Consider the following 19,465-nt stretch of genomic DNA (forward strand, 5'->3'; position numbering starts at 1 on the left):
GATTCTGAAGGGTTCGCCGGTGATGATGAGTAGACATCCCGTCTGTCTGGCGCTTGCCGCTGCGCTCGCAGTGGCCGGCTGCGCGCCGCGCATCGAAGCGCCTGAATTCGCCGTCGAGCGGACTGCGCCCTACCAGCTCGCCAGCGGCGACAAGCTGCGCGTCATCGTGTTCGGGCAGGACAACCTCTCCAACATCTATGCCGTCGACGGCTCCGGCCGCATCTCCATGCCGCTGATCGGCGCGGTCGAGGCGCAGGGGCGCTCGACGCAGCAGCTCGAGCGCGCGATCGAAGCACGCCTGCGCGCCGGCTATCTGCGCGAGCCAAAGGTCTCGGTCGAGGTCGACGCCTACCGGCCGTTCTTCGTGCTCGGAGAGGTCACCAATTCCGGCCAGTTCCCGTTCGTCAACGGCATGACGATGCAGACCGCGGTGGCGATTGCCGGCGGCTTCACGCCGCGCGGCCAGCGCAACTATGCCGAGGTCACCCGCCTGATGGACGGCCAACTCGTCACCGGCACGGTGCCGATCACCTATCCGGTCCGGCCCGGCGACACGATCGTGATCAAGGAACGCTGGTTCTGACCGGCTCTCCCCGGGATACCGCCATCATGCCCGCTGCGGCCGGCTCTGCTCCGCTCAAGATCCTGCATGTCTTCCGCGCACCGCTCGGCGGGCTCTTCCGGCATGTGCTCGACCTCGCCCGTGGCCAGATCGCGCGCGGCCATGCCGTCGGCATCTTCTGCGATTCGACCACGGGCGGCGCCCGCGCCGATCAGGTCTTCGCCGAGCTCGCACCGCAGCTTTCGCTCGGCGTCACTCGCGTGCCGATGTCGCGCTATCCGAGCCTCACCGATCTGCGTGCGCAGATCTCGCAGGTCTCGATCCGCGATCGGATCGCGCCGCAGATCGTGCACGCGCACGGCTCCAAGGGCGGCGTCTACGCTCGCCTGCCGGCGCTGGTCTCGCCCCGCCGACGCTACATCACCGCCTATACGCCGCATGGCGGCAGCTTCAACTACAAGCCCGGCAGCGCCGAGCACCGCGTCTATATGACGATCGAGCGCCTGCTCGAGCGGGCGACCGACATGTTCCTGTTCGAGAGCGCCTTCATCGCAGGCCGCTTCGAGGCCCATGTCGGGCACAAGCCGCGCACCGACCATCGCGTCGTGCTGAACGGCATCTCGGAAGCCGAATTCGAGCCGATCGACCATGCCGACGCCGCGTTCGACCTCGTCTATCTCGGCGAACTGCGCTCGGCCAAGGGCGTCGACACGCTGATCGAGGCGCTCGCGCTGTTGAAGCGCTACGACAGGTTGACGCCGCGCATCCTGATCGTCGGCTCCGGCCCGGACGAGGCGCTGCTACGGCAGATGACCGTCGAGCAAGGCGTCGCGAGCCAATGCGTGTTCGAGCCGCCGGGGCCGATCCGCGCCGCGCTCGCCAAGGCGCATGTCATGGTGATCCCGTCCCGGGCGGAATCGCTGCCCTATGTGATCCTGGAAGCGGCCGCGGCGGCGCAGCCGCTGATCGCGACCGATGTCGGCGGCATCAAAGAGATCTACGGCCCCAGGCATGCCGACCGTCTGATCTCCGCCAACGAGCCGACCATCCTGGCCGATGCGATCCGCAAGGCCCTGGCGACACCGGAGGCGGAACGGCTGGCCGAGGCCGCCGACCTCGCACTGCACGTCAGGGCCAATTTCTGCCTGAATGCGATGATCGACGGCGTCCTCGACGCCTATCGGGCCGCGCTCGCCAAGCGCGGCGGCTGATCGGCTGCCCCAAGATTTTGCAGCCGAGCAGAGCCCCGGGGCCGGCATCGATCGAGGGTAGAATATCCTTCTCCATTGGCGCATCCTGCCTCCGCAGCGCGCGAGACGACGCCGCCGCGAGGGAGGACATGATGGGCAAGCAGGAACGGTCCCTGGGCGAACTCTATGGCGACGATCCCGAGCGCGGCGACGCGCTGGCCTTCGGCCGCCGGACCGGCGCCTCGCGCCGCGGCTTCCTCGGCGGCGCCGGGCTCGCGGCGATGGGTGCAGCTGTCGGCGGCGCGATCCCGTTCTCGGACCAGATGCCGGCCGGGCTGATTCCCGTCGCACTGGCGCAGGGCATACCGCCCGCCTCCGCCGTCCCGTCCGCGGCCCCGGCGACCGCCACGCCGAAGGGCCCGGAATTTCTCAATTTCCCCGGCAAGGCCAAGGGCCTTGTCCTGCTCGGCGACCGGCCGCTCGTCGCCGAAACGCCCGAGCACATGCTCGACGACGATACCACGCCGATCGAGAAGTTCTTCGTCCGCAACAACGGCCAGACGCCCGAGCCTTTCACCGAGGGCGACGCCTGGGAATTGACCATCGATGGCGAGGTCAACACGCCGCTGACGATCAAGCTCGGCGAGCTCAAGCAGACGTTCACGCACAAGACCTTCCGCACGGTGCTGGAATGCGGCGGCAATGGCCGCTCGTTCTTCCAGCCGCAGGCACGCGGCAACCAGTGGACCAATGGCGGCGCCGGCTGCGCCGAATGGACCGGCGTACCGCTCGCCGACGTGCTGCAGAGCGCCGGCCTGAAGTCGACCGCCGTCCACACCGCCAATTACGGCGCCGATCAGCACCTATCCGGTGATGCGAGCAAGGATGCGATCTCGCGCGGCGTGCCGATCGCGGCGGCGCTGGAGCCGCATGCGCTGCTGGTCTGGGCGATGAACGGCCAGCCGCTGCCTGCCATCCATGGCGGGCCGCTGCGGGTGATCATTCCCGGCTTCCCGGCCTCGGTCTCGCATAAATGGCTGAAGCGGATCGCGATCCGCGACAAGGTGCATGACGGCCAGGGCATGGGTGGCACCTCGTACTCCGTCGCGATCAAGCCGATGATCCCCGGCGGCAAGACCGACGACTCCAACATGCGCACCATGACCGACATGCCGGTGCGCGGCATCATCACCAATCCGGCCAACGGCACGCGCCTGGCAGCCGGCACACGCAGGCTCGCGCTGCGCGGCGCCGCCTGGGACGGGCATGAGGGCGTCTCGCGCGTCGATGTCTCGATCGATTTCGGCGCGACCTGGCAGCCGGCCAAGGCGGCCGAACCGCGCAACCGCTATGATTGGCGGCGCTGGACCGCCGAGGTCGAGCTGCCGTCCGACGGCTATTACGAGCTTTGGGTCCGCGCCACCGACAGCAAGGGCCGGGCGCAGCCGCATGTCGCCGGCGGCTGGAACCCGCAGGGCTACGGCGCCAACCCGATGCACCGGGTCGCGGTACTGGTCGGTTGAACGCCGTGATCGCACGCATCGGCCGCGCCGGGCTCATGCTCGGCGCGGGCCTGCTGCTCGCCACGTCGATGGCGCTGGCGCAGGCCCCTGCTCCGTCGGAGGAGACGCCGGAGATGTTTCCGGCCGGGCCGAACCGCGACGAGGCCTTCTATGCCTGCGTCGCCTGCCACAATTTCAAGCTGGTCGCGGCACAGGCGATGAGCCGCGAGAAATGGGGCGAGACGCTCGACTGGATGGTGACCAAGCACAACATGCCGGCCCTCCCTGCGGAGGAGCGCGGCAAGGTGCTCGACTATCTCGCCGAGGTCTTTCCGACCAAGGCGCCGGCCCAGCAGGGCGGATGGAAGAACCCGTTCCTGAACTGAGGCGACGCCTTCCGGTCAGAAGAGCTTGAGCGCGACCACTCCGGCGACGACCAGCGCGATGCCGAGCCAGCCGGCCGGGCGGATGCGCTGGCCGAAGGCGAGCGCGCCGACGACGGCGGTCAGCACAAGGCCGACGCCACCCCAGACGGCGTAGGCCACCGAGAGGTCCATGCCGCGGATCGCCTGCGCCAGGGCGGCGAAGGCGCCGACGACGCAGAGCACGCCGAGGGCGCCGACGAGCCGGCGCTTCAGCCCGTCGGAGATCTTGAGCAGGCTGGTGCCGATCACTTCGAGGATGACGGCAAGTCCGAGCCAGGCGAGCGCGAAGGCTTGCGCGGAGGCAGCGAAGGTCACACCAGCCTCCGCTCATCCTCCCTGGGGGCCGCAGGGTCGGCGTCATGACCGACGCCGCGTTCCAGCAGCACGATGCCGCCGATGATCAGGGCCAGCGCCAGGATGCGCGGGAGCGTCAGATGCTCGGCGAAGAAGGCATGGCCGATCAGGGCGATGCCGACGATGCCGAGGCCTTCCCAGACCGCATAGGCGACGGCCATGGGAATGACCCGCAGGGCGACGCTGAGCAGGGCGAAGGACAGTCCGATCAGCACGAGCGGCAGCACCGCGACGAGGACCGGGCCCGCGACGAAGGCCTTGAGAGCCGACGTCGCAAGCAGCTCCACGGCGATGGCCGCGAGCAGGATCAACCAATGAAAAGACATAAGTCACACAGGGGCGCTGGCCCGGGGCGCAGGCGCCGCGGGTGCGGCGTCTGCGGGGTGCGCATCGTTAGCGTTCAAAAGACGATGTTCGAGATGAAGGGAGCGCTCAGGCTTTCGCCGAAGGCCAGCACATCGCCCAAGCCCAAATCACCGGAAATACCCGTGGGCAAGGTCAATGAAATATGTGCTTCTCAGACACTCATCGCGGCGTTAAGTGCCTGAATCTAAGCTTTTTGTCAACTCGACCGCGACTTTCTGTGCCTTCGACACTATTTTCGTGGCCGCGAAACACTCGGCTAATACCTTGAAGGCCCGAGTGAAAATCGACCTTTCGATAGGTCCGAAAAAAGATGCCCCGACGATGCGGTTTCAGCCGTCTTCGATGGGCTCAAATCGCCTCAAATCCCGATCGCTTCCGCAGAGTCCGATTAAGTCTTCCGAGAGCAATTTGCGCTAGGTGACGAGAGCTTTCAGCGCGGCGGGCGAGCCCGCATTCCCTGCGCGAGGACTGGACGAGATGGGCGCTTTCGACGTTCGCGACCTGATCAAGGCGGATTCAACCGGCCCCGCATCTGCAGGCGGAGCATCGGAGGGCACGCGGACCTTCCATCCGCTGGCCGAACGCATCGCCGCGATGCCGGTCAAGCAGACGCTGTCGCCGGTGCTGATCGAGGGGCTGGTGCGCCTCGCCGACATGCTGGTGATCCTCGGCGTCGGCGGGCTGGTCTTCGCCTTCTACGTCGCCGGCAAGGTCGACTACGCCCTGCCCTACCAGGTCACGGTGCCGCTGGTGGCGGTCGGCGCACTCGCCGTCTTCCAGGCGCTCCACCTCTACCATGTCAGCGCGTTGCGCAATTTCATCGGCATCGCGGTACGGGTCGCAGCCGGCTGGACGATCCTGTTCCTGCTGGCGCTGGCCGGCTTCTTCTTCCTCAAGGTCGGTGACCAGGTCTCGCGCGTCTGGCTCGCCGCCTTCTATGCCGTCGGCCTCGTACTGCTGCTGGCCGAGCGGCTGACAGCCTCGCTGATCGTCCTTCGGCTCACCCGGATGGGCCGGCTCGAACGTCGCACAGCGATCGTCGGCGGCGGCCCCGCCGGCGAGGAGCTGATCAAGGCGCTGGAGGCCCAGCGCGACACGGGGCTGCGCGTCTGCGGCGTCTTCGACGACCGCAATGACGATCGCTCGCCCGATCTCGTCGCCGGCTACCCCAAGCTCGGCACGATCGACGATCTCGTCGAGTTCGCGCGCCGCACCAAGCTCGACCTCGTGATCTTCACCCTGCCGATCTCGGCCGAGGCGCGGCTGCTCGCCATGCTGCGCAAGCTCTGGGTGCTGCCGATCGATATCCGGCTCTCGGCCCATATGTCGAAGCTGCGCTTCCGGCCGCGCTCTTATTCCTATATCGGCGCGGTCCCCGTGCTCGACGTGTTCGACCGACCGATCGCCGACTGGGACATCGTCGTCAAATGGGTGTTCGACAAGGTCGTCGGCACGCTGGCGCTGATCGCGCTGTCGCCGCTGATGATCGCGACCGCGATCGCCGTCAGGCTCGACTCGAAGGGTCCGATCCTGTTCCGGCAGAAGCGCTACGGCTTCAACAACGAGATGATCGAGGTGCTGAAGTTCCGCTCGCTCTATCACGATATGAGCGATTTTGCCGCCGCCAAGCAGGTCACCAAGGACGATCCGCGCGTCACCCGCGTCGGTCGCTTCATTCGCAAGACCTCGATCGACGAGTTGCCGCAGCTGCTCAACGTCGTGTTCAAGGGCAATCTCTCGCTGGTCGGCCCGCGCCCCCACGCGATCCACGCGACCGCATCGAACCGCGCCTATGAGCAGGTCGTCGACGGTTACTTCGCCCGCCACAAGGTCAAGCCCGGCATCACCGGCTGGGCGCAGGTCCATGGCTGGCGCGGCGAGACCGACACCGAGGACAAGATCCAGCGCCGCGTCGAGCATGATCTCTATTACATCGAGAACTGGTCGGTGCTGCTCGACCTCTACATCCTGATCAAGACGCCGTTCTCGCTGATGACCAAGAACGAGAACGCCTATTGAGCACGCTGGCGCACGACCCGGGGCTCGGCCGGCGCCTCCGGATTTCCCACGCCGCGCTGCAGCGCGGCGCGCTCTGGCTGCTGACCGCCTCCAGCTGGGTCGCGATCATCGAGCCCTCGCCCTATGAGATCGCCTTCCTGCTGGTCCTGGCGGTGTTCGTGCTCACCGGTCTGCGCCTGTCGCGGGCGCTGCTGCCGCTGGCGCTGCTGCTGCTCGGCTTCAATCTCGGCGGCGCCATCTCGCTGATCCCCTGGATGAACGATCCGGATGCGGTGCGCTTCATCGCCGTCTCCTTCTACCTGATGGTCACGGCGATCGTGCTGGCGGCCGTCATGGCCGACGACACGCAGGCCCGGCTCGAGGCGCTGAAGCGCGGCTACCTGTTCGCGACCTGGTGCACCGGCCTGCTCGCGATCGTCGGCTATTTCGACATTGCCGGCCTTGGCGACCATTTCACGCTGTGGGGCCGCGCGACCGGCACGTTCAAGGATCCGAACGTGCTCGGCCCGTTCCTGGTGCTGCCGATCGTCTTCGTGCTGCAGGATATCCTGGTGGGACGGCGCGGGCTCGTCGGCGGCCTCACCCTGATCAGCGTGCCGCTCGCTGCTCTGTTCCTGACCTTCTCGCGCGGCGCCTGGGGCAATCTCGCGGCTGCGGTGCTGCTGATGGCGGGCCTGACCTTCCTGACCGCGGGCACGGCCAGGATGCGGGCACGGATCGTCGCGCTGGCCCTGACCAGCCTCGTGCTCGCCGCCGCCACCCTGGCGATCGCCCTCTCCTTCGACGTCATCCGCGAGATGTTCGAGGTCCGGGCCAGCCTCGACCAGAGCTACGACCTCGGCGTCACCGGCCGCTTCGGCGCGCAGCTGCGCTCGATCCCGATGCTGCTCTCCGAGCCCAACGGCTTCGGGCCGCTGCGCTTCCGCTGGCTGTTCCTCCAGCAGGATCCGCACAATGTCTACATCAACGCCTTCGCCTCCTATGGCTGGCTCGGCGGCTTTTCCTGGCTGGCGCTGACCGTGGCGACCTGCTGGGCCGGCTGGTGGCTGGTGTTCCGGCGCGGCCCGTTGCAGGGCCAGGCGATCGCGGTTTGGTCGGTCCTCTTCGTCACGATCCTGCAGGGCTTCCAGATCGACACCGACCATTGGCGCCACTTCTACCTGCTGCTCGGGCTGATCTGGGGCCTTGCAGCCATTGCGCGTCGCCCGGGCGCTGAGACCGCGCCATGACCGGGAAGACGGGGGAAGCCCGGCAGAACCAGGCGATCCAGGTGCTGCGCGGCGTTGCGGCGCTGCTCGTCGTGATCGGCCATGCGATCCATGAGACGCAGGCGATGGGCAGCGCGCTCGGGCGCGCACCGCTCGACGGCTCCCTGCTGCGATGGAGCACGGGCGTCGACATCTTCTTCGTCATCTCCGGCTTCATCATGGTCTACAGCTCGACGCAACTGTTCGAGCGCCCCGGCGGATGGCGCAGCTTCCTCTGGCGCCGCTTCGTGCGCATCGTTCCGCTCTACTGGCTGCTGACGACACTGTTGCTGCTCGGCGCCCTCGTCGCACCAAGGCTGCTGAACGTGCCGATCGACGATTGGCGGCATGTGCTGGCCTCCTATCTCTTCATCCCGTCCCTGCGGGCGCCCGGAGAGATCCGCCCGGTCATGGCGCTGGGCTGGACGCTGAACCTCGAAATGTTCTTCTACGTGCTGTTCGCCTGCACGCTCGCCTTGCCGATGCGCCTGGCGGTGCCGGTGCTGACGGCGATCCTCGCCGTGCTCGCCGGGGTCGGTCTCGCCTTCGAGCCGACGCAGGTCCAGCTCGCCTTCTGGACCCAGTCGATCATCCTCGAATTCGCCTTCGGCTGCCTGCTGGCGCTCGCCTATCTCGGCGGCCTGCGGCTGGGCGCGCCGACGGCGCTCGTATTGGCCTGCGCCGGCATGGCCGGCCTGGTGCAATGGCCCGCTCTGGCCGATCAGCAATGGCCGGACGCGCTGCGCTGGGGCGTGCCTGCCCTGATGATCGTCAGCGCCGCGGCTCTGCACCGAGGCGCCAGCGCGGCGCGCGGGAGGCCGTCACGGCTGCTCGGCGTCGCGGTGCTGCTCGGCAACGCCTCCTACAGCCTTTACCTGGTACACCCCTTCGTACTGCGCCCGCTGCGCAATCTCTGGACGCAAGCCATTGGCGATGCGCTTCCGCTGACGGCCTATGTCGTGGTCGCGACGGCAGCCTCCTGCGTCACTGCCCTGCTGCTCTACCGCTATGCAGAGCAGCCTTTGCTGCGGGCGATGCGGAGCCGGCGGCCGGAGGGAGCCGGCGAGCGCGAAGCGCGCTCGCCCCTGCCAGCTCAGCGTTCCTTGCGAACGACCACATAGGCATAGGTCGTCACCAGGCGCCAATCGGCCTTGGCGGCGAGCTTGTTGAAGGCCGCATCGAGGCCGCGCAGGCCCGGCATCCGCTCGAAGTAGCCGCTGCCCCAGAAGGGCTGGACGTGGACGTCGCGGAAGCCGGCCCGCTGGAGCATCGGCTCCAATGCCGCGCGGCTGCCACGGCACTGATCGTAGAAGGCCGGGAAGACCGGGTCGTCGCCGTCCTGCCGCCGCGCTGGGAAGAGCGCATGCATGATGGCGCGCGACGCCGCCTTCGGCAGGATGTGATTGAGCGCGAAGACCGGCGCCCAGAGCGTCGGCATGAAGGCGAGCCCGATACCGCCCGGCGCCAGCAAGGCATGGATGTTGGCCCAGGCACGCTCAACGTCATGGACATGCTCGAACACCATGCGCGAGATCATCATGTCGTAGCCGCCGCGGGCGACGTCCGGCTCGGACAGATCGCCGGCGATGTCGAAACGCGCGGTGCGCAGCCCTTTCGGCGTCAGCGCGAGTTCCCCCGCATCGATGTCGTTGACGATGAGGTCGAGCCCATGACGGCGCGCGTCCTCGACGGTGAAAAGCGGATCGCGGCCGCCACCGATCTCGCAGAGCCGCCTCAGGCCGAACTGGTGCATCAGCGCCAGGATCGTCGCCTCGTAATGATCCCAGGCCCAGTTGGAATGCCAATCGGGCTGGAGTCCGGCGAAGAAGCTCTCGATCGAGCCCCTGTCCACCGCCGCGGCATCCTGCGACCGCAGCGGCCGACGTTCGGTCAGCGCCATCGACATGACGATATGTCCCGTTTCCTGCTGTGAGGCCCCGACCCTGCGCCCGCTGCACGGGCCGCGCAATCGAAGCCTTAAGGAAGGGTTAACGAGCCACAGAGCCAGCCGCCCCGAAAAGGGACAACTGCGGCATCCCGAACCCGGTCAGCTGCCGACACGCGCGCGCGGAACCTCATGGCAAGAGACTATTGAAACTGGCGTGCGAAGCCGCAGCGCTACCGAGATTATCGCACGCAGCGACTCAGTTCCCGATGGCGACGATGAGCCGTCCGACCCGAATAGGCTGTAGCGGCTCTTCCGGCCGCTCCGGGATCCTGCCGTCTCTGAACCAGAGATAGCCACATTCTGCCGCCCGACGACGCAATAGTAGCCGCAGCTGGCCGGGTTGCGGCAACGCTCACTTCGGCGTTTCAGCCGAGAGCCGATCTGAATCCGCGTCAGCCGGCCGGCCGCGTGGAAAGGAGGTGGCGATACCTCTTACCCATGCCAGCATCGCCTTGTCCTTCTGCTCAATCAGGACGAAGGACCGATCGGCAAGGATTGCCGAAATCGGCAGAACGAGCGCGGCCTGGAGGGCTCCGTAGAAAATGGGATTTGAGAAGGCTTGCGGATAAAGCTTGAGGATACCGACCCAGACGAGCGCCATTACGGGGTAGTGGACCAGATACAGCGAATAGCTTCTGTTCCCGATCCAAAGCAGGCCCCGATAAAGAAGTCCGTCTTTGCCTTGGAAGGCGTTCTCCCGCGACGCCAGCAACGCGGCGAGCGCAAAGCAGATGCCGATGACCGGCTGCCCGACACCCTCCAGCAGTCTGCGCGCGTCCGCGTTGAGCAGATCTCCGCATGCGATCGCAACCGCAAACGGCGCGCAGAGCGCCGCTGCGGCAAGCACCTTCCCAATTCGCCAGTTCGCGACGCTGGTGAGAGACACGAAATAGGTCAGCGCGCCCAGGGCCAAGAAGTCGAAGCGCCAAGCGGTTAGGTATATCAAAGTGTCTGTATTCACTGACCTTACGACGCCGGCCGTCGCTATCGACAGTCGCTCCCAGATGATCAGCGCATAGAGCGCTGCCGTCAGGGAGAAGATCAGCACGCAGGCAAGCCGATGCGAGAGGCGCAGTGCCGCTATCACCGCTAGCACCGCCGCGAAGGCTGCGTAGAACTGGAACTCGACCGAGAGCGACCACATCGCACTATTGAAATAAAGCGGCTGATTCACCCTATTGACGTGGTATCCACCCAGTATCGACAAGGCCTGCGCCAAGAACTCCTTGCGCGTGACGGACAGATTCGCTATCGCCCATGCGTCTTCACTAGCAAATCTATAGGCAACGAGCGCCGTCACTGCGCTGAGTACTATAAATGCGAGAATGGCCGGGAGCAGTCGGAACGCGCGCCGCGACAGGAAGCGGCCCGGGGACATCGATGGGCCTTCGATAATCGTCTTCGTCACAATGAAGCCGGAAATCACAAAAAACAGTTCGACCCCGAAAATTCCGATCCAGAAGGGCGGCAGCGGATTGTTCGGCACCATCGCCAGCAGCGCGGCAGGCAGGCTGAGGTGAGCGCACAGCACCCAAAGGATAGCGAGAGCGCGCAAGATCTGCAGGTCGGCGATCTTTTTGCGCGGGGCAACCGGCAGGCCTGTCGTCGATGACATCGCAGCTTCCTGATGGGGGCGTCTCTATGACATGCCGTAGGAGACACGACAACCAATCTACCTACAGGCCAGCATGTGCGGTTCGCGCGGAAACGTGACGAATCGGATCACCCAATCCGAGCCTCGGCCTGCTGCTCGCTCGGCATGGTCGTCGCCATCTTCCGATAATACTTCCGCGTCATCCAGATGTAAATCGCCACACTGGAACTCATGGACGCGAAGATAGACGTTGCGTTCAGGCTTTCGGCGGCTCCAAGTATCGGCGAAATAATCCAGTTAGCACCGCTGTGACGAATCTCCGGCGGTCTATCGAAAGGCGTGCGGTTTGCTGGTGATCATCGCCGCGCTGGGCGGCATCCCGATCGGGCAGTTGATGAAGCGATGCGAGTAGCCCCCTGCCCGCTCGAATCGGCCAATCGGCAAGAGCGCCTTGCGAACACTGATGGGACTTTTGATGGGACTTTTCGTGCCGAGCGGCGCGATTTGTTCCCGTTTTGTTCCAAATCGAGCAAGCCAAGCCGTTGATGCGACTAGGCTAAATATCTCAACTACAAGAGAAAAAATGGTCGGAGCGAGAGGATTCGAACCTCCGACCCCTTGTCCCCCAGACAAGTGCGCTAACCGGGCTGCGCTACGCTCCGACGGGTCGGCTTATAGAGCGCACGACGCCGCGATGCAACGCGGCAATTGCCGGATCGGGCCGCTGGATTCACAGCTACCTGTCGACATGCGCAGGGGTGCGACCTCGGCCGGCGTGATGCCCCTGCGTCCGGCATGGCGGACGATGGTGCGCACGAGCCCGACAAAGACGGTCGCCAGCGGCAGGGCCAGCGCTGCGTTCCCCTCCAGCGCAAGCCAGAGCGAGGCGGGCAGCGTCGCAATCGTCGCGACGACGAGGAGAGTGCTGGTCATGCCGTGTCCAATCCGGCCCAGGACCGCCGCTGCGGCCTGCTCGACTGCTCCTCGATGGGCTTCGCACCGCGGCCAGGCCACGCTTCAGCCAGCTAAATATGACAAGGGCTTTTCGGGTGCACGCACGAGCGTCAAGCCACCTTCGGCGCTGGACACCGGCAGGTGGGCACCGGCAGGTGGGCACCGGCCCCTGGCCCATCAGTTGCGCCGGACGCGCTGATCGTTTCGTGCCTTCGCCGAACACGCGTCCGGCTCGTCAAGCGCTACCGGCGGTGGCGATGCCGCGATTCCGACCAGAGCGAACCCCCATGGATTTGCGGCCTGCGTCAGCGTCCTCGCGACGATCCGCGCCTGCGCGCTGGCATAGTCGGCAGCCTGATCGCTGACCCGGCCAGCGATCGCCTCGAACAACTGGAACATCATCGCTTTTGCCTCCGTGCCGCAGCGCGGCGTCGCAGGGACAACGCGCGAAAGCGGCACAGGTGCCACCGTACCGCGATAATCTCGGTGCCTTGCCCGGCGTCTTGCCGCATGCTGAGGCGCCTCGAACCAGGGGAAACGCCATGATCCGCCCGGCCCTGCTCGTCCTGTCCGGCCTTCTGCTCCATCCAGGCGACGCCAGCGCCTCGCTGTTCTGCCTCGTCCCGGAAACGGCCGACGGGTTCGTCGCCCTGCGCGCCGCGCCGGGCGCGCAAAGCCGGCTGATCCTGCGCATGAGGGCCGGCGACGAGGTCCAGATCATCGAAGGCGGCCGCGGCGGCTGGAGCAAGGTCAGGCATTGGCCCGGCGATACCAGACTGGCGAAGGGCTATGAGGGCTTCAGCGAGGGCCATGTCGCGCGCCGTTTCCTCAGGGATTGCGGCTGAGCGGCGGGGCCGGGCCGCGGCCGAGTGCGGCCGCCTGCCGCATGAGCAAAAGCCCGCAACGGCAAGATTCTGTTAACGTAGTCCGTTCAAATGAGGTTCACAGAGTGAAGGTTATCTTCATGATACTGGCACCAATTCATGGAGGCCCCGTCATGACCTTGGACTGGCGCAACAGCCTGATGCTCGGCTTCATCGCGGCCGTGTTCGTCACCTGCCTGTTCGGCCCCTATATGATCTCGGTTATGCTCGGCGGGCTCGGCCTGACGTGCTATCTCACCAAGCAAGCCAGGCCCGGAGCCTGAGCCCGTCTCACGCCGCGAGCGCGAGGCGCTGAGCCAACCAATCCCGCACCAGCCCCAGATCGGCCTGTGACAGGCCGTGACCGGTCGGCAGGCTGCGATGCTCCACCGAAGCCCCCGCCCCGGAGAGCGCCGCCGCCAATCGCGCCGCATTCTCCTCCGGGATAATCGGATCGAAGCTGCCGGAAACGATCAGCACCGGCTTGGCCGCCAGCGTCACCACAGGCGGCTTGGCGAAAGGCGACATCGCCCGCAGCAGCACCGCTCCCGACAGCACCTGCGGCCGCAGCAGCAGCATCGCGGCTGCGATGTTGGCGCCGTTCGAGAAGCCGAGCGCGATCGGCGCCGGCAGCCCGTATTCCGCGCGCGCCTGCTCGACGAAATCGGCGAGCTCATGCGTCCGCCGGATGAGATCGTCCTCGTCGAAGACGCCCTCGGCCAGACGGCGGAAGAAGCGCGGCATGCCGGCCTCCAGCGTCCGTCCGCGCGGCGAGAGCAGCGCCGCGCCCGGCGCGACGGTGCGCCCGAGCGGCAAGAGGTCGTTCTCGTCACCGCCGGTGCCGTGCAGCAGGAGGAGCGGCGCCGGGCCAGGCGCAGTCGCCGGCTCGAAGCGGTGGATGAAGGTTTCGGACGCACTCATGGCATCCCTCCTTTCACAGTGAACATCCAGCGAGGGGCGCCCCGCCCGAAGGCGGAGCGCATTCATTGATCAGACCAGAGCCGGCAGGACGGCCTCGATCTCGGCGCGACGCATCTCGTACCGCGCCGGCAGCTTGAGCGCGCCGCCGAGGTCTTCTGCCGGCTCGTCGATGGCGAAACCGGGCGCGTCGGTCGCGATCTCGAACAGCACGCCGCCGGGCTCGCGGAAGTAGACGGAGCGGAAATAGTTCCGGTCCCTCTGCTCGGTGGGGCGCAGGCCGAAGGTTTCGGTCAGCGTCTTCACCATGCGGGCCTGCTCCGCGTCGTCGCCGGCGCGGAAGGCGACGTGATGAACCGAGCCCGCGCCCATCCTTGCGGGCAGGAAGCCACCGGCCGCGCGCAGGTCGACAACCCCGCCATGGTCGGTGCCCTCCGCCCGCATGCGGACGGTGTTGCCCTCGAGCCCGGCCTCGACGAAGCCGAACACGTCGCGCAGGATCGCGACGGTCGTCTCCGTCTTGTCGAGCAGCAGCGTGACGCCGTGGAAGCCGCGGATGGCGGATTCAGGCGGCACCTCGCCGTTGTCCCAGGCCGGCTCGCTCTCGCTGCCGGGCACGCCGACCAGCGCAAGCCGCATGCCGTCGGGATCGCGGAAGCTGAGCACCGTCTCGCCGAAGCGCTTCTGCGGGGCGTCATGGGCAACGCCGTTGGCGATTAGCCGATGCGTCCAGTAGCCGACCGCCGCCGCCGGGATGCGGAAGGCGGTCACTTCCGTCTCGCCGACGCCGAGCCGGCCGGGCGCGACATGCTCCCAGGGGAAGAAAGTCAGGATCGTGCCCGGATTGCCGCCGGCATCGCCGAAATAGAGGTGCCAGGTGGTCGGGTCGTCGAAGTTCACCGTCTTCTTGACCAGGCGCAGGCCGAGCACCCGGCTGTAGAAGTCGAGGTTGCGGCGCGCCGGCCCGGCGATTGCGGTGACGTGGTGGATGCCGTTGATCTGCATGACGATAGTCCTCCGGGCTGCGAGAAGCGGCCCTCGTTGACGCCAAGATGATTGCGGCTCGCCAAATTGCCAGACCTCAATCATTGCACCTGAGCAATGTCATAATCCTGAAATGCCAATTTGAATTGCGATGTCGAAATCGACATTCTCCGCCGCAGACCCAACCGGTCCTTCGGAGAAAGACCATGATCGATACCCGTTTCGCCCCCTATGGCGCCCTCACATTGCGCGTTGCGCTCGGCGTCATGTTCATCGCCCACGCCTATCTGAAGTTCGCCGTCTTCACCGTTCCCGGCTTCACCGGCTTCCTCGGCCAGGTCGGCCTGCCCAGCTTCCTCGCCTGGCCGATCATCCTGGCTGAAGTTCTCGGCGGCCTTGCCATCCTGATCGGTTTCTATGGCCGCTATGTCTCGGTCCTGCTGCTGCCGATCCTGCTCGGCGCACTGTCCATCCACGCTCCCAATGGCTGGGTCTTCAATGCGCCGAACGGCGGCTGGGAATATCCTGCCTTCCTTGCTCTGGCCGCTGTCGCCCACGCCCTGATCGGCGATGGCGCGCTGGCGCTGCGCTCGGCCGGGCTGCCGGTCCCGGCCAAGCCCGCCTTGGCCTGAGCCTCGGCAACCGTCACGACAGAACGGGCGACAGGTTGCTCCAACCTGTCGCCCGTACCATGTATCAGGGGTAGCTGACTCGCCCGGAGCCACCGCTTGCCGACCGCCGCCTCCTCTGTCGCCTGGGACGATTTCCGGCTGATCAAGGCCATCGCCGAGGCGCGCAGCCTGCCGGCAGCCGCCGAGCTGATCGGGCTCAACCATTCGACCGTCTTCCGCCGCCTCGGCCAGATCGAGGAGAGCCTGGGCACGCGCCTGTTCGAGCGGCATCGCTCCGGCTACGTGCCGACGCCGGCCGGCGAGGAGATGGCGGTCCTGGCCGAGCGGCTGGAGACCGACATCGCCGGCTTCACCCGGCGCCTTGCCGGCCGCGAGATCCTGCCGGCGGGTGAATTGCGCGTCACCACCAACGACACACTGCTGGTCGAGCTGCTGACGCCGCTCTTTGCCGCCTTCATGCGGCAATGCCCGGACATCAAGCTTGACGTCCTGCTCGGCAACCAGGCGCTCAACCTCAGCAAGCGCGACGCCGATGTCGCGATCCGTGCCACCGACAATCCGCCCGAAAACCTCATCGGCCGGCGCGCCGCCAAGATCGGCTGGGCGCTTTATGGCCGAAGCGTCGATTTCCCCGATTCAACACCGCAGGCCGAGGAGAGCTTGCGCGATCGCCCCTGGATCTCGCTCGGCGACCAGTTCGGCGCGTTCAAGGTGGTCCAGCACGTGCAGAAGATCGTCCCGGCCGAGCGGGTGATCTACAAGATCAACACCGTGCTCGGGCTGACGGAAGCCGTCGAGGCCGGCATCGGGATTGGTTACCTGCCCTGCTTCATCGCCGACAAGCGGCCGGCGCTGCACCGGCTCGGGCCGCCGCAGGCGGGCTATGCCGCCGATCTCTGGCTTCTGACCCATCCCGACCTGCGCCACTCGCCGCGGGTGCGGCTCTTCCTCGATTTCATGGCGCAGGAACTGGCGAAGCTGCGGCCGCTTATGGAGGGCAGTTCGGCAGCGAGTGAGCCGGTCGTTGAAGCCGGGTCCGATCGAGATCTTTGACTTGCGTCGGCTCTTCCGAAAACCGGATGCCACTTTTCGGGCCGATGCTCTAGGATAACGCCATGGAGCTCCTCATCCCCCTCATCGCGGGCCTGGCGCTGATCTGGCTGATCGGCCGCGGCGTGCCCTGGGACGCCAAGCTGGTGACGATCGTCGTCACGCTGGCCGTCATCGTCGCGGTCGTCCTGCTCGAGCGCAACGGCCTCTGGCCCGAGGCCTTCCGGCGGCGCTGAGACGCCGGAAGGCGGGTACGGCGGGCTCAGGAGACGAGCTTCAACCCCACGATGCCGGCGACGATCAGGCCGACGCAAACGAGGCGCAGGGCCGTCGCCGGTTCGCCGAACAGGATGATGCCGAGGATGGCGGTGCCGATCGTGCCGATGCCGGTCCAGATCGCATAGGCCGTGCCGAGCGGCAGGCTCTTCAAGGCGAGACCGAGCAACCCGAGGCTCACCGCCATGCTGGTGACCGTCAGCACGGTCGGGACGAGGCGCGTGAAGCCGTGCGTGTATTTCAGCCCGAAGGCCCAGCCGACTTCGAACAGGCCGGCGAAGAAGAGATAAGTCCAGGCCATGGCGGCCCTCCTTTTGGAAGGGCGGGGTCGTCCACGCCTAGTGGCAAACGCAGGCCGCAAGCCTGCGGAGGTCGTCCTCGCCCGCTGATCTAGCGAGCCGGGAGCAAAGTTCAAGCACAGGCGCGCTCAACCGTCCTCGCCAACGGTCGCGCCGGCCAGGGCGCCATGCAGCAGACGGCGGCATTCGACCAGCTCGGAGAGTGTCGCCTTCAGGAACGCGAGGTCGTCGGCGTCGACCAGCGGCTGGGCCGCGCGCGGCAAGGAGGACAGAAGCGCCTTCGCCGCGAAACCCGGCTCCATGGCAGGGGCATGCTGATGATGCTGCGTCGGCTGGGCCGCCGGCATCGCTTCGCCCCGCGGCGGCGCCATGTGGGCGGCTGCGGGTGGCTGGGCAGGCGCGTTGCCACCGACGATCTCGCCGCCGCGGCCGATCGCCTGGACGTAACGGGGCCCCTGCTCCTTCAGGATGCGCTGCAGGCCCTTGATCGTGTAGCCCTCGCCATAGAGCAGGCGGCGGATACCCTTGAGCAGGGCGACATCGTCGGGCCGGTAATAGCGCCGGCCGCCGCCGCGCTTCAGCGGCTTGATCTGGGAGAAGCGCGTCTCCCAGAAACGCAGGACATGTTGGGGAATGTCGAGGTCTTCGGCGACCTCGCTGATGGTTCTGAATGCGTCTGGGCTCTTGTTATCCAATTCGGCCTCGAATCCGCTGCCGTGGAATTTTTGATCCTGCATCGGCCTAATCCGAAACCGCACCCCACTTTTCGGGCCGATGCGCCAGAGTCACTCTTCCTCACCCACGCCGTTCAATCCGTTGATCCGCGCCTTCATCACATTGGACGGCTTGAACACCATCACGCGGCGCGGCTCGATCGGGACTTCGACGCCGGTTTTCGGATTACGCCCGATTCGCTCGCCCTTGTCGCGCACGACGAACGAACCGAACGAGGACAATTTGACGTTTTCCCCACGTGCCACCGCATCGCAGATCTCGTCCAGCACCGCTTCGACCAGCTTGGACGACTCCGTCCGCGACAGGCCGATCTTCTGATAGACGGCCTCGCACAGATCAGCCCGCGTAATCGTTTGCCCCGCCATCAGCTCCTCCAAGGCGTTTCTTCAAACAGCGGCGTCCCTAATCAACCATCGCCCCATTGGAGGCGGACGCTAGGCGGCGAGGCGACTACGGTCAATCCTCGACACACCCGCACAGGTTGAAAAACGCGGAAATCCGCGCTGACGACCGCTAAGAAAATGTCATAAATCCAAAGTGCTTAGCCTGGGCGGCCCAACCGGGCCGCTACCAGCGGATCAGCGCCGACCCCCAGGTGAAGCCGCCGCCCATCGCCTCGATCAGGACGAGCTGGCCGGGCTTGATGCGGCCGTCCATATGGGCCTGCGCCAAAGCGAGCGGAATCGAGGCCGCCGACGTGTTGCCGTGCTGCCCGACGGTGACCACGACCCGGTCCTCGCTGATGCCGAGCTTGTGGGCGGTGGCGTCGATGATGCGGCGGTTGGCCTGATGCGGCACGAACCAATCGATGTCGGCGCCGCTGAGCCCCGTCTCCTCGAAAGTATGGCGCACCGTGTCGGCGAGATTGACCACGGCATGCTTGAAGACCTCGCGGCCCTCCATGCGCAGGAAGCCCACGGTTTTGGTCGAGCCAGGCCCGCCATCGACATAAAGCTTGTTCATATAGCGGCCGTCGGAGCGGACATGGGTGGTCAGCACGCCGCGATCGGCGAGCGTGCCGGCGCCCTCCTCCGCCCGCAGCACGACGGCGCCGGCACCGTCGCCGAACAGCACGCAGGTGGCGCGGTCTTCCCAGTCGAGAATGCGCGAGAAGGTCTCGGCGCCGATGACGATGGCGGTCCTGGCCGCACCGCTGGTCAGGAACTTGTCGGCGGTGGCGAGCGCGAAGACGAAGCCGGAGCAGACCGCCTGCAGGTCGAAGGCGGCGCCTTGCGTGATGCCGAGCGCGGCCTGGATCTGGGTCGCGGTCGCCGGGAAGGTGTGGTCGGGCGTCGCCGTCGCGACGATGATGAGGTCGACCTCACTCGCCGGGATGGCGGCGTCGGCAAGCGCGGCCTGCGCAGCCTTCAGGCCGAGCGTGCTGGTGGTCTCGTCGTCAGCCGCGATGTGGCGGGCATGGATGCCGGTTCGCTGGACGATCCACTCGTCGCTGGTGTCGACCTTCTCAGCCAATTCGGCGTTGGTCATGATGCGCGCCGGCAGATAGGAGCCGCAGCCGCGCAGGACGGATCGCATTCTGGACAAGG

Annotated in this window: 24 protein-coding genes and 1 tRNA gene; 12 read left to right on the forward strand and 13 right to left on the reverse strand. The window is 66.5% G+C overall.

Annotation, left to right across the window (positions count from 1 at the left end; all coding sequences use genetic code 11):
- Nucleotides 1-25: 25 nt before the first annotated feature.
- The 4 genes from BMZ21_RS04295 to BMZ21_RS04310 all read left to right on the forward strand — a co-directional run bounded on the left by BMZ21_RS04295 (nucleotide 26) and on the right by BMZ21_RS04310 (nucleotide 3,640).
- Nucleotides 26-583 (forward strand): polysaccharide biosynthesis/export family protein, encoded by a 558-nt coding sequence (locus BMZ21_RS04295; RefSeq protein ID WP_091830606.1) that lies wholly within the window; start codon nucleotides 26-28, stop codon nucleotides 581-583.
- Nucleotides 584-609: 26 nt separating this feature from the next.
- Entirely contained in the window at nucleotides 610-1,773 is a 1,164-nt protein-coding gene (locus tag BMZ21_RS04300) for a glycosyltransferase family 4 protein (protein ID WP_091830038.1), read from the forward strand.
- Between the two features lie 131 nt (nucleotides 1,774-1,904).
- Complete coding sequence (locus tag BMZ21_RS04305) at nucleotides 1,905-3,275, forward strand: sulfite oxidase (protein WP_091830609.1); 1,371 nt, start codon at nucleotides 1,905-1,907, stop codon at nucleotides 3,273-3,275.
- 5 nt (nucleotides 3,276-3,280) lie between these two features.
- Nucleotides 3,281-3,640, forward strand: a complete 360-nt coding sequence (locus BMZ21_RS04310; protein WP_244543688.1) for a hypothetical protein — start codon at nucleotides 3,281-3,283, stop codon at nucleotides 3,638-3,640.
- Between the two features lie 15 nt (nucleotides 3,641-3,655).
- Here the strand turns inward: BMZ21_RS04310 and mdtI are convergent, their stop codons facing one another.
- Nucleotides 3,656-3,994 carry a multidrug/spermidine efflux SMR transporter subunit MdtI gene (mdtI, locus tag BMZ21_RS04315; RefSeq protein ID WP_091830040.1) on the reverse strand — a complete coding sequence of 113 codons (339 nt, stop codon included), beginning with the start codon at nucleotides 3,992-3,994 and terminating at the stop codon, nucleotides 3,656-3,658.
- The gene (locus tag BMZ21_RS04320) at nucleotides 3,991-4,359 is read right to left on the reverse strand and encodes a DMT family transporter (protein ID WP_091830042.1); all 369 of its coding nucleotides are present in this window, start codon (nucleotides 4,357-4,359) and stop codon (nucleotides 3,991-3,993) included. Before BMZ21_RS04320 ends, mdtI begins: the two co-directional genes overlap by 4 nt.
- Before the next feature lie 517 nt (nucleotides 4,360-4,876).
- Between BMZ21_RS04320 and BMZ21_RS04325 the strand changes: the two genes are divergently transcribed.
- The 3 genes from BMZ21_RS04325 to BMZ21_RS04335 are packed head-to-tail and all read left to right on the forward strand — an operon-like array spanning nucleotide 4,877 to nucleotide 8,786.
- Nucleotides 4,877-6,418 (forward strand): undecaprenyl-phosphate glucose phosphotransferase, encoded by a 1,542-nt coding sequence (locus tag BMZ21_RS04325; protein ID WP_091830044.1) that lies wholly within the window; start codon nucleotides 4,877-4,879, stop codon nucleotides 6,416-6,418.
- Complete coding sequence (locus tag BMZ21_RS04330; RefSeq protein ID WP_091830046.1) at nucleotides 6,415-7,647, forward strand: O-antigen ligase family protein; 1,233 nt, start codon at nucleotides 6,415-6,417, stop codon at nucleotides 7,645-7,647. The genes BMZ21_RS04325 and BMZ21_RS04330 overlap by 4 nt, the downstream gene beginning before the upstream one ends.
- Nucleotides 7,644-8,786 carry an acyltransferase family protein gene (locus tag BMZ21_RS04335; protein WP_091830048.1) on the forward strand — a complete coding sequence of 381 codons (1,143 nt, stop codon included), beginning with the start codon at nucleotides 7,644-7,646 and terminating at the stop codon, nucleotides 8,784-8,786. The genes BMZ21_RS04330 and BMZ21_RS04335 overlap by 4 nt, the downstream gene beginning before the upstream one ends.
- On the opposite strand, the gene BMZ21_RS04340 is transcribed toward BMZ21_RS04335, so the two are convergent.
- The 5 genes from BMZ21_RS04340 to BMZ21_RS04360 form a co-directional block, all read right to left on the reverse strand.
- On the reverse strand, nucleotides 8,759-9,571 hold the full coding sequence (locus BMZ21_RS04340) for a methyltransferase domain-containing protein (protein ID WP_091830050.1): 813 nt from the start codon (nucleotides 9,569-9,571) through the stop codon (nucleotides 8,759-8,761). The genes BMZ21_RS04335 and BMZ21_RS04340 overlap by 28 nt on opposite strands.
- Before the next feature lie 394 nt (nucleotides 9,572-9,965).
- Entirely contained in the window at nucleotides 9,966-11,228 is a 1,263-nt protein-coding gene (locus BMZ21_RS04345; protein ID WP_091830052.1) for an acyltransferase family protein, read from the reverse strand.
- Between the two features lie 563 nt (nucleotides 11,229-11,791).
- A tRNA-Pro gene (locus tag BMZ21_RS04350) sits at nucleotides 11,792-11,869 on the reverse strand.
- Nucleotides 11,870-11,879: 10 nt separating this feature from the next.
- Nucleotides 11,880-12,140: a hypothetical protein gene (locus BMZ21_RS04355; RefSeq protein ID WP_091830054.1), complete on the reverse strand. Its 261-nt coding sequence runs from the start codon at nucleotides 12,138-12,140 to the stop codon at nucleotides 11,880-11,882.
- A 198-nt stretch (nucleotides 12,141-12,338) separates the two neighbouring features.
- Nucleotides 12,339-12,551 carry a hypothetical protein gene (locus BMZ21_RS04360; protein ID WP_143079648.1) on the reverse strand — a complete coding sequence of 71 codons (213 nt, stop codon included), beginning with the start codon at nucleotides 12,549-12,551 and terminating at the stop codon, nucleotides 12,339-12,341.
- Between the two features lie 152 nt (nucleotides 12,552-12,703).
- Between BMZ21_RS04360 and BMZ21_RS04365 the strand changes: the two genes are divergently transcribed.
- Complete coding sequence (locus BMZ21_RS04365; protein ID WP_091830058.1) at nucleotides 12,704-13,006, forward strand: SH3 domain-containing protein; 303 nt, start codon at nucleotides 12,704-12,706, stop codon at nucleotides 13,004-13,006.
- 152 nt (nucleotides 13,007-13,158) lie between these two features.
- Nucleotides 13,159-13,308, forward strand: a complete 150-nt coding sequence (locus tag BMZ21_RS30225) for a hypothetical protein (protein WP_167561518.1) — start codon at nucleotides 13,159-13,161, stop codon at nucleotides 13,306-13,308.
- 7 nt (nucleotides 13,309-13,315) lie between these two features.
- Here the strand turns inward: BMZ21_RS30225 and BMZ21_RS04370 are convergent, their stop codons facing one another.
- Together BMZ21_RS04370 and BMZ21_RS04375 are read right to left on the reverse strand one after the other, a co-directional pair.
- Complete coding sequence (locus BMZ21_RS04370) at nucleotides 13,316-13,945, reverse strand: alpha/beta hydrolase (RefSeq protein WP_091830060.1); 630 nt, start codon at nucleotides 13,943-13,945, stop codon at nucleotides 13,316-13,318.
- 69 nt (nucleotides 13,946-14,014) lie between these two features.
- Entirely contained in the window at nucleotides 14,015-14,947 is a 933-nt protein-coding gene (locus BMZ21_RS04375) for a ring-cleaving dioxygenase (RefSeq protein ID WP_091830062.1), read from the reverse strand.
- 185 nt (nucleotides 14,948-15,132) lie between these two features.
- Here BMZ21_RS04375 and BMZ21_RS04380 point away from each other — a divergent pair, with 185 nt between their 5' ends.
- From BMZ21_RS04380 to BMZ21_RS30230, 3 genes are all read left to right on the forward strand, one after another.
- The gene (locus BMZ21_RS04380; RefSeq protein WP_091830064.1) at nucleotides 15,133-15,558 is read left to right on the forward strand and encodes a DoxX family protein; all 426 of its coding nucleotides are present in this window, start codon (nucleotides 15,133-15,135) and stop codon (nucleotides 15,556-15,558) included.
- 96 nt (nucleotides 15,559-15,654) lie between these two features.
- Complete coding sequence (locus BMZ21_RS04385) at nucleotides 15,655-16,611, forward strand: LysR family transcriptional regulator (protein ID WP_091830066.1); 957 nt, start codon at nucleotides 15,655-15,657, stop codon at nucleotides 16,609-16,611.
- A 62-nt stretch (nucleotides 16,612-16,673) separates the two neighbouring features.
- Nucleotides 16,674-16,844 carry a hypothetical protein gene (locus tag BMZ21_RS30230; protein WP_167561519.1) on the forward strand — a complete coding sequence of 57 codons (171 nt, stop codon included), beginning with the start codon at nucleotides 16,674-16,676 and terminating at the stop codon, nucleotides 16,842-16,844.
- 26 nt (nucleotides 16,845-16,870) lie between these two features.
- On the opposite strand, the gene sugE is transcribed toward BMZ21_RS30230, so the two are convergent.
- The 4 genes from sugE to BMZ21_RS04405 all read right to left on the reverse strand — a co-directional run bounded on the left by sugE (nucleotide 16,871) and on the right by BMZ21_RS04405 (nucleotide 19,463).
- Entirely contained in the window at nucleotides 16,871-17,185 is a 315-nt protein-coding gene (gene sugE / locus BMZ21_RS04390) for a quaternary ammonium compound efflux SMR transporter SugE (RefSeq protein WP_091830068.1), read from the reverse strand.
- A gap of 126 nt (nucleotides 17,186-17,311) precedes the next feature.
- The gene (locus BMZ21_RS04395; RefSeq protein ID WP_091830070.1) at nucleotides 17,312-17,920 is read right to left on the reverse strand and encodes a MerR family transcriptional regulator; all 609 of its coding nucleotides are present in this window, start codon (nucleotides 17,918-17,920) and stop codon (nucleotides 17,312-17,314) included.
- Nucleotides 17,921-17,968: 48 nt separating this feature from the next.
- Nucleotides 17,969-18,283: an integration host factor subunit alpha gene (locus BMZ21_RS04400; RefSeq protein WP_057192231.1), complete on the reverse strand. Its 315-nt coding sequence runs from the start codon at nucleotides 18,281-18,283 to the stop codon at nucleotides 17,969-17,971.
- A 202-nt stretch (nucleotides 18,284-18,485) separates the two neighbouring features.
- Nucleotides 18,486-19,463, reverse strand: coding sequence for a beta-ketoacyl-ACP synthase III (locus BMZ21_RS04405; protein WP_091830072.1), 978 nt, complete (start codon nucleotides 19,461-19,463; stop codon nucleotides 18,486-18,488).
- Nucleotides 19,464-19,465: the final 2 nt, after the last annotated feature.

The sequence above is a fragment of the Allobosea lupini genome (assembly GCF_900109525.1).
GTDB lineage: Bacteria > Pseudomonadota > Alphaproteobacteria > Rhizobiales > Beijerinckiaceae > Allobosea > Allobosea lupini.

What these genes read in the sequence shown, in the direction of transcription:
- BMZ21_RS04340 (WP_091830050.1), bottom strand. Translation starts at nt 9,571, where the DNA reads ATGTCGATGGCGCTGACCGAACGTCGGCCGCTGCGGTCGCAGGATGCC.
- BMZ21_RS04395 (WP_091830070.1), bottom strand. Translation starts at nt 17,920, where the DNA reads ATGCAGGATCAAAAATTCCACGGCAGCGGATTCGAGGCCGAATTGGAT.
- BMZ21_RS04320 (WP_091830042.1), bottom strand. Translation starts at nt 4,359, where the DNA reads ATGTCTTTTCATTGGTTGATCCTGCTCGCGGCCATCGCCGTGGAGCTG.
- BMZ21_RS04380 (WP_091830064.1), top strand. Translation starts at nt 15,133, where the DNA reads ATGATCGATACCCGTTTCGCCCCCTATGGCGCCCTCACATTGCGCGTT.
- BMZ21_RS04345 (WP_091830052.1), bottom strand. Translation starts at nt 11,228, where the DNA reads ATGTCATCGACGACAGGCCTGCCGGTTGCCCCGCGCAAAAAGATCGCC.
- BMZ21_RS04325 (WP_091830044.1), top strand. Translation starts at nt 4,877, where the DNA reads ATGGGCGCTTTCGACGTTCGCGACCTGATCAAGGCGGATTCAACCGGC.
- BMZ21_RS30225 (WP_167561518.1), top strand. Translation starts at nt 13,159, where the DNA reads ATGACCTTGGACTGGCGCAACAGCCTGATGCTCGGCTTCATCGCGGCC.
- BMZ21_RS30230 (WP_167561519.1), top strand. Translation starts at nt 16,674, where the DNA reads ATGGAGCTCCTCATCCCCCTCATCGCGGGCCTGGCGCTGATCTGGCTG.
- sugE (WP_091830068.1), bottom strand. Translation starts at nt 17,185, where the DNA reads ATGGCCTGGACTTATCTCTTCTTCGCCGGCCTGTTCGAAGTCGGCTGG.
- BMZ21_RS04335 (WP_091830048.1), top strand. Translation starts at nt 7,644, where the DNA reads ATGACCGGGAAGACGGGGGAAGCCCGGCAGAACCAGGCGATCCAGGTG.
- BMZ21_RS04300 (WP_091830038.1), top strand. Translation starts at nt 610, where the DNA reads ATGCCCGCTGCGGCCGGCTCTGCTCCGCTCAAGATCCTGCATGTCTTC.
- BMZ21_RS04370 (WP_091830060.1), bottom strand. Translation starts at nt 13,945, where the DNA reads ATGAGTGCGTCCGAAACCTTCATCCACCGCTTCGAGCCGGCGACTGCG.
- BMZ21_RS04365 (WP_091830058.1), top strand. Translation starts at nt 12,704, where the DNA reads ATGATCCGCCCGGCCCTGCTCGTCCTGTCCGGCCTTCTGCTCCATCCA.
- BMZ21_RS04400 (WP_057192231.1), bottom strand. Translation starts at nt 18,283, where the DNA reads ATGGCGGGGCAAACGATTACGCGGGCTGATCTGTGCGAGGCCGTCTAT.
- BMZ21_RS04355 (WP_091830054.1), bottom strand. Translation starts at nt 12,140, where the DNA reads ATGACCAGCACTCTCCTCGTCGTCGCGACGATTGCGACGCTGCCCGCC.
- BMZ21_RS04305 (WP_091830609.1), top strand. Translation starts at nt 1,905, where the DNA reads ATGGGCAAGCAGGAACGGTCCCTGGGCGAACTCTATGGCGACGATCCC.
- BMZ21_RS04295 (WP_091830606.1), top strand. Translation starts at nt 26, where the DNA reads ATGAGTAGACATCCCGTCTGTCTGGCGCTTGCCGCTGCGCTCGCAGTG.
- BMZ21_RS04375 (WP_091830062.1), bottom strand. Translation starts at nt 14,947, where the DNA reads ATGCAGATCAACGGCATCCACCACGTCACCGCAATCGCCGGGCCGGCG.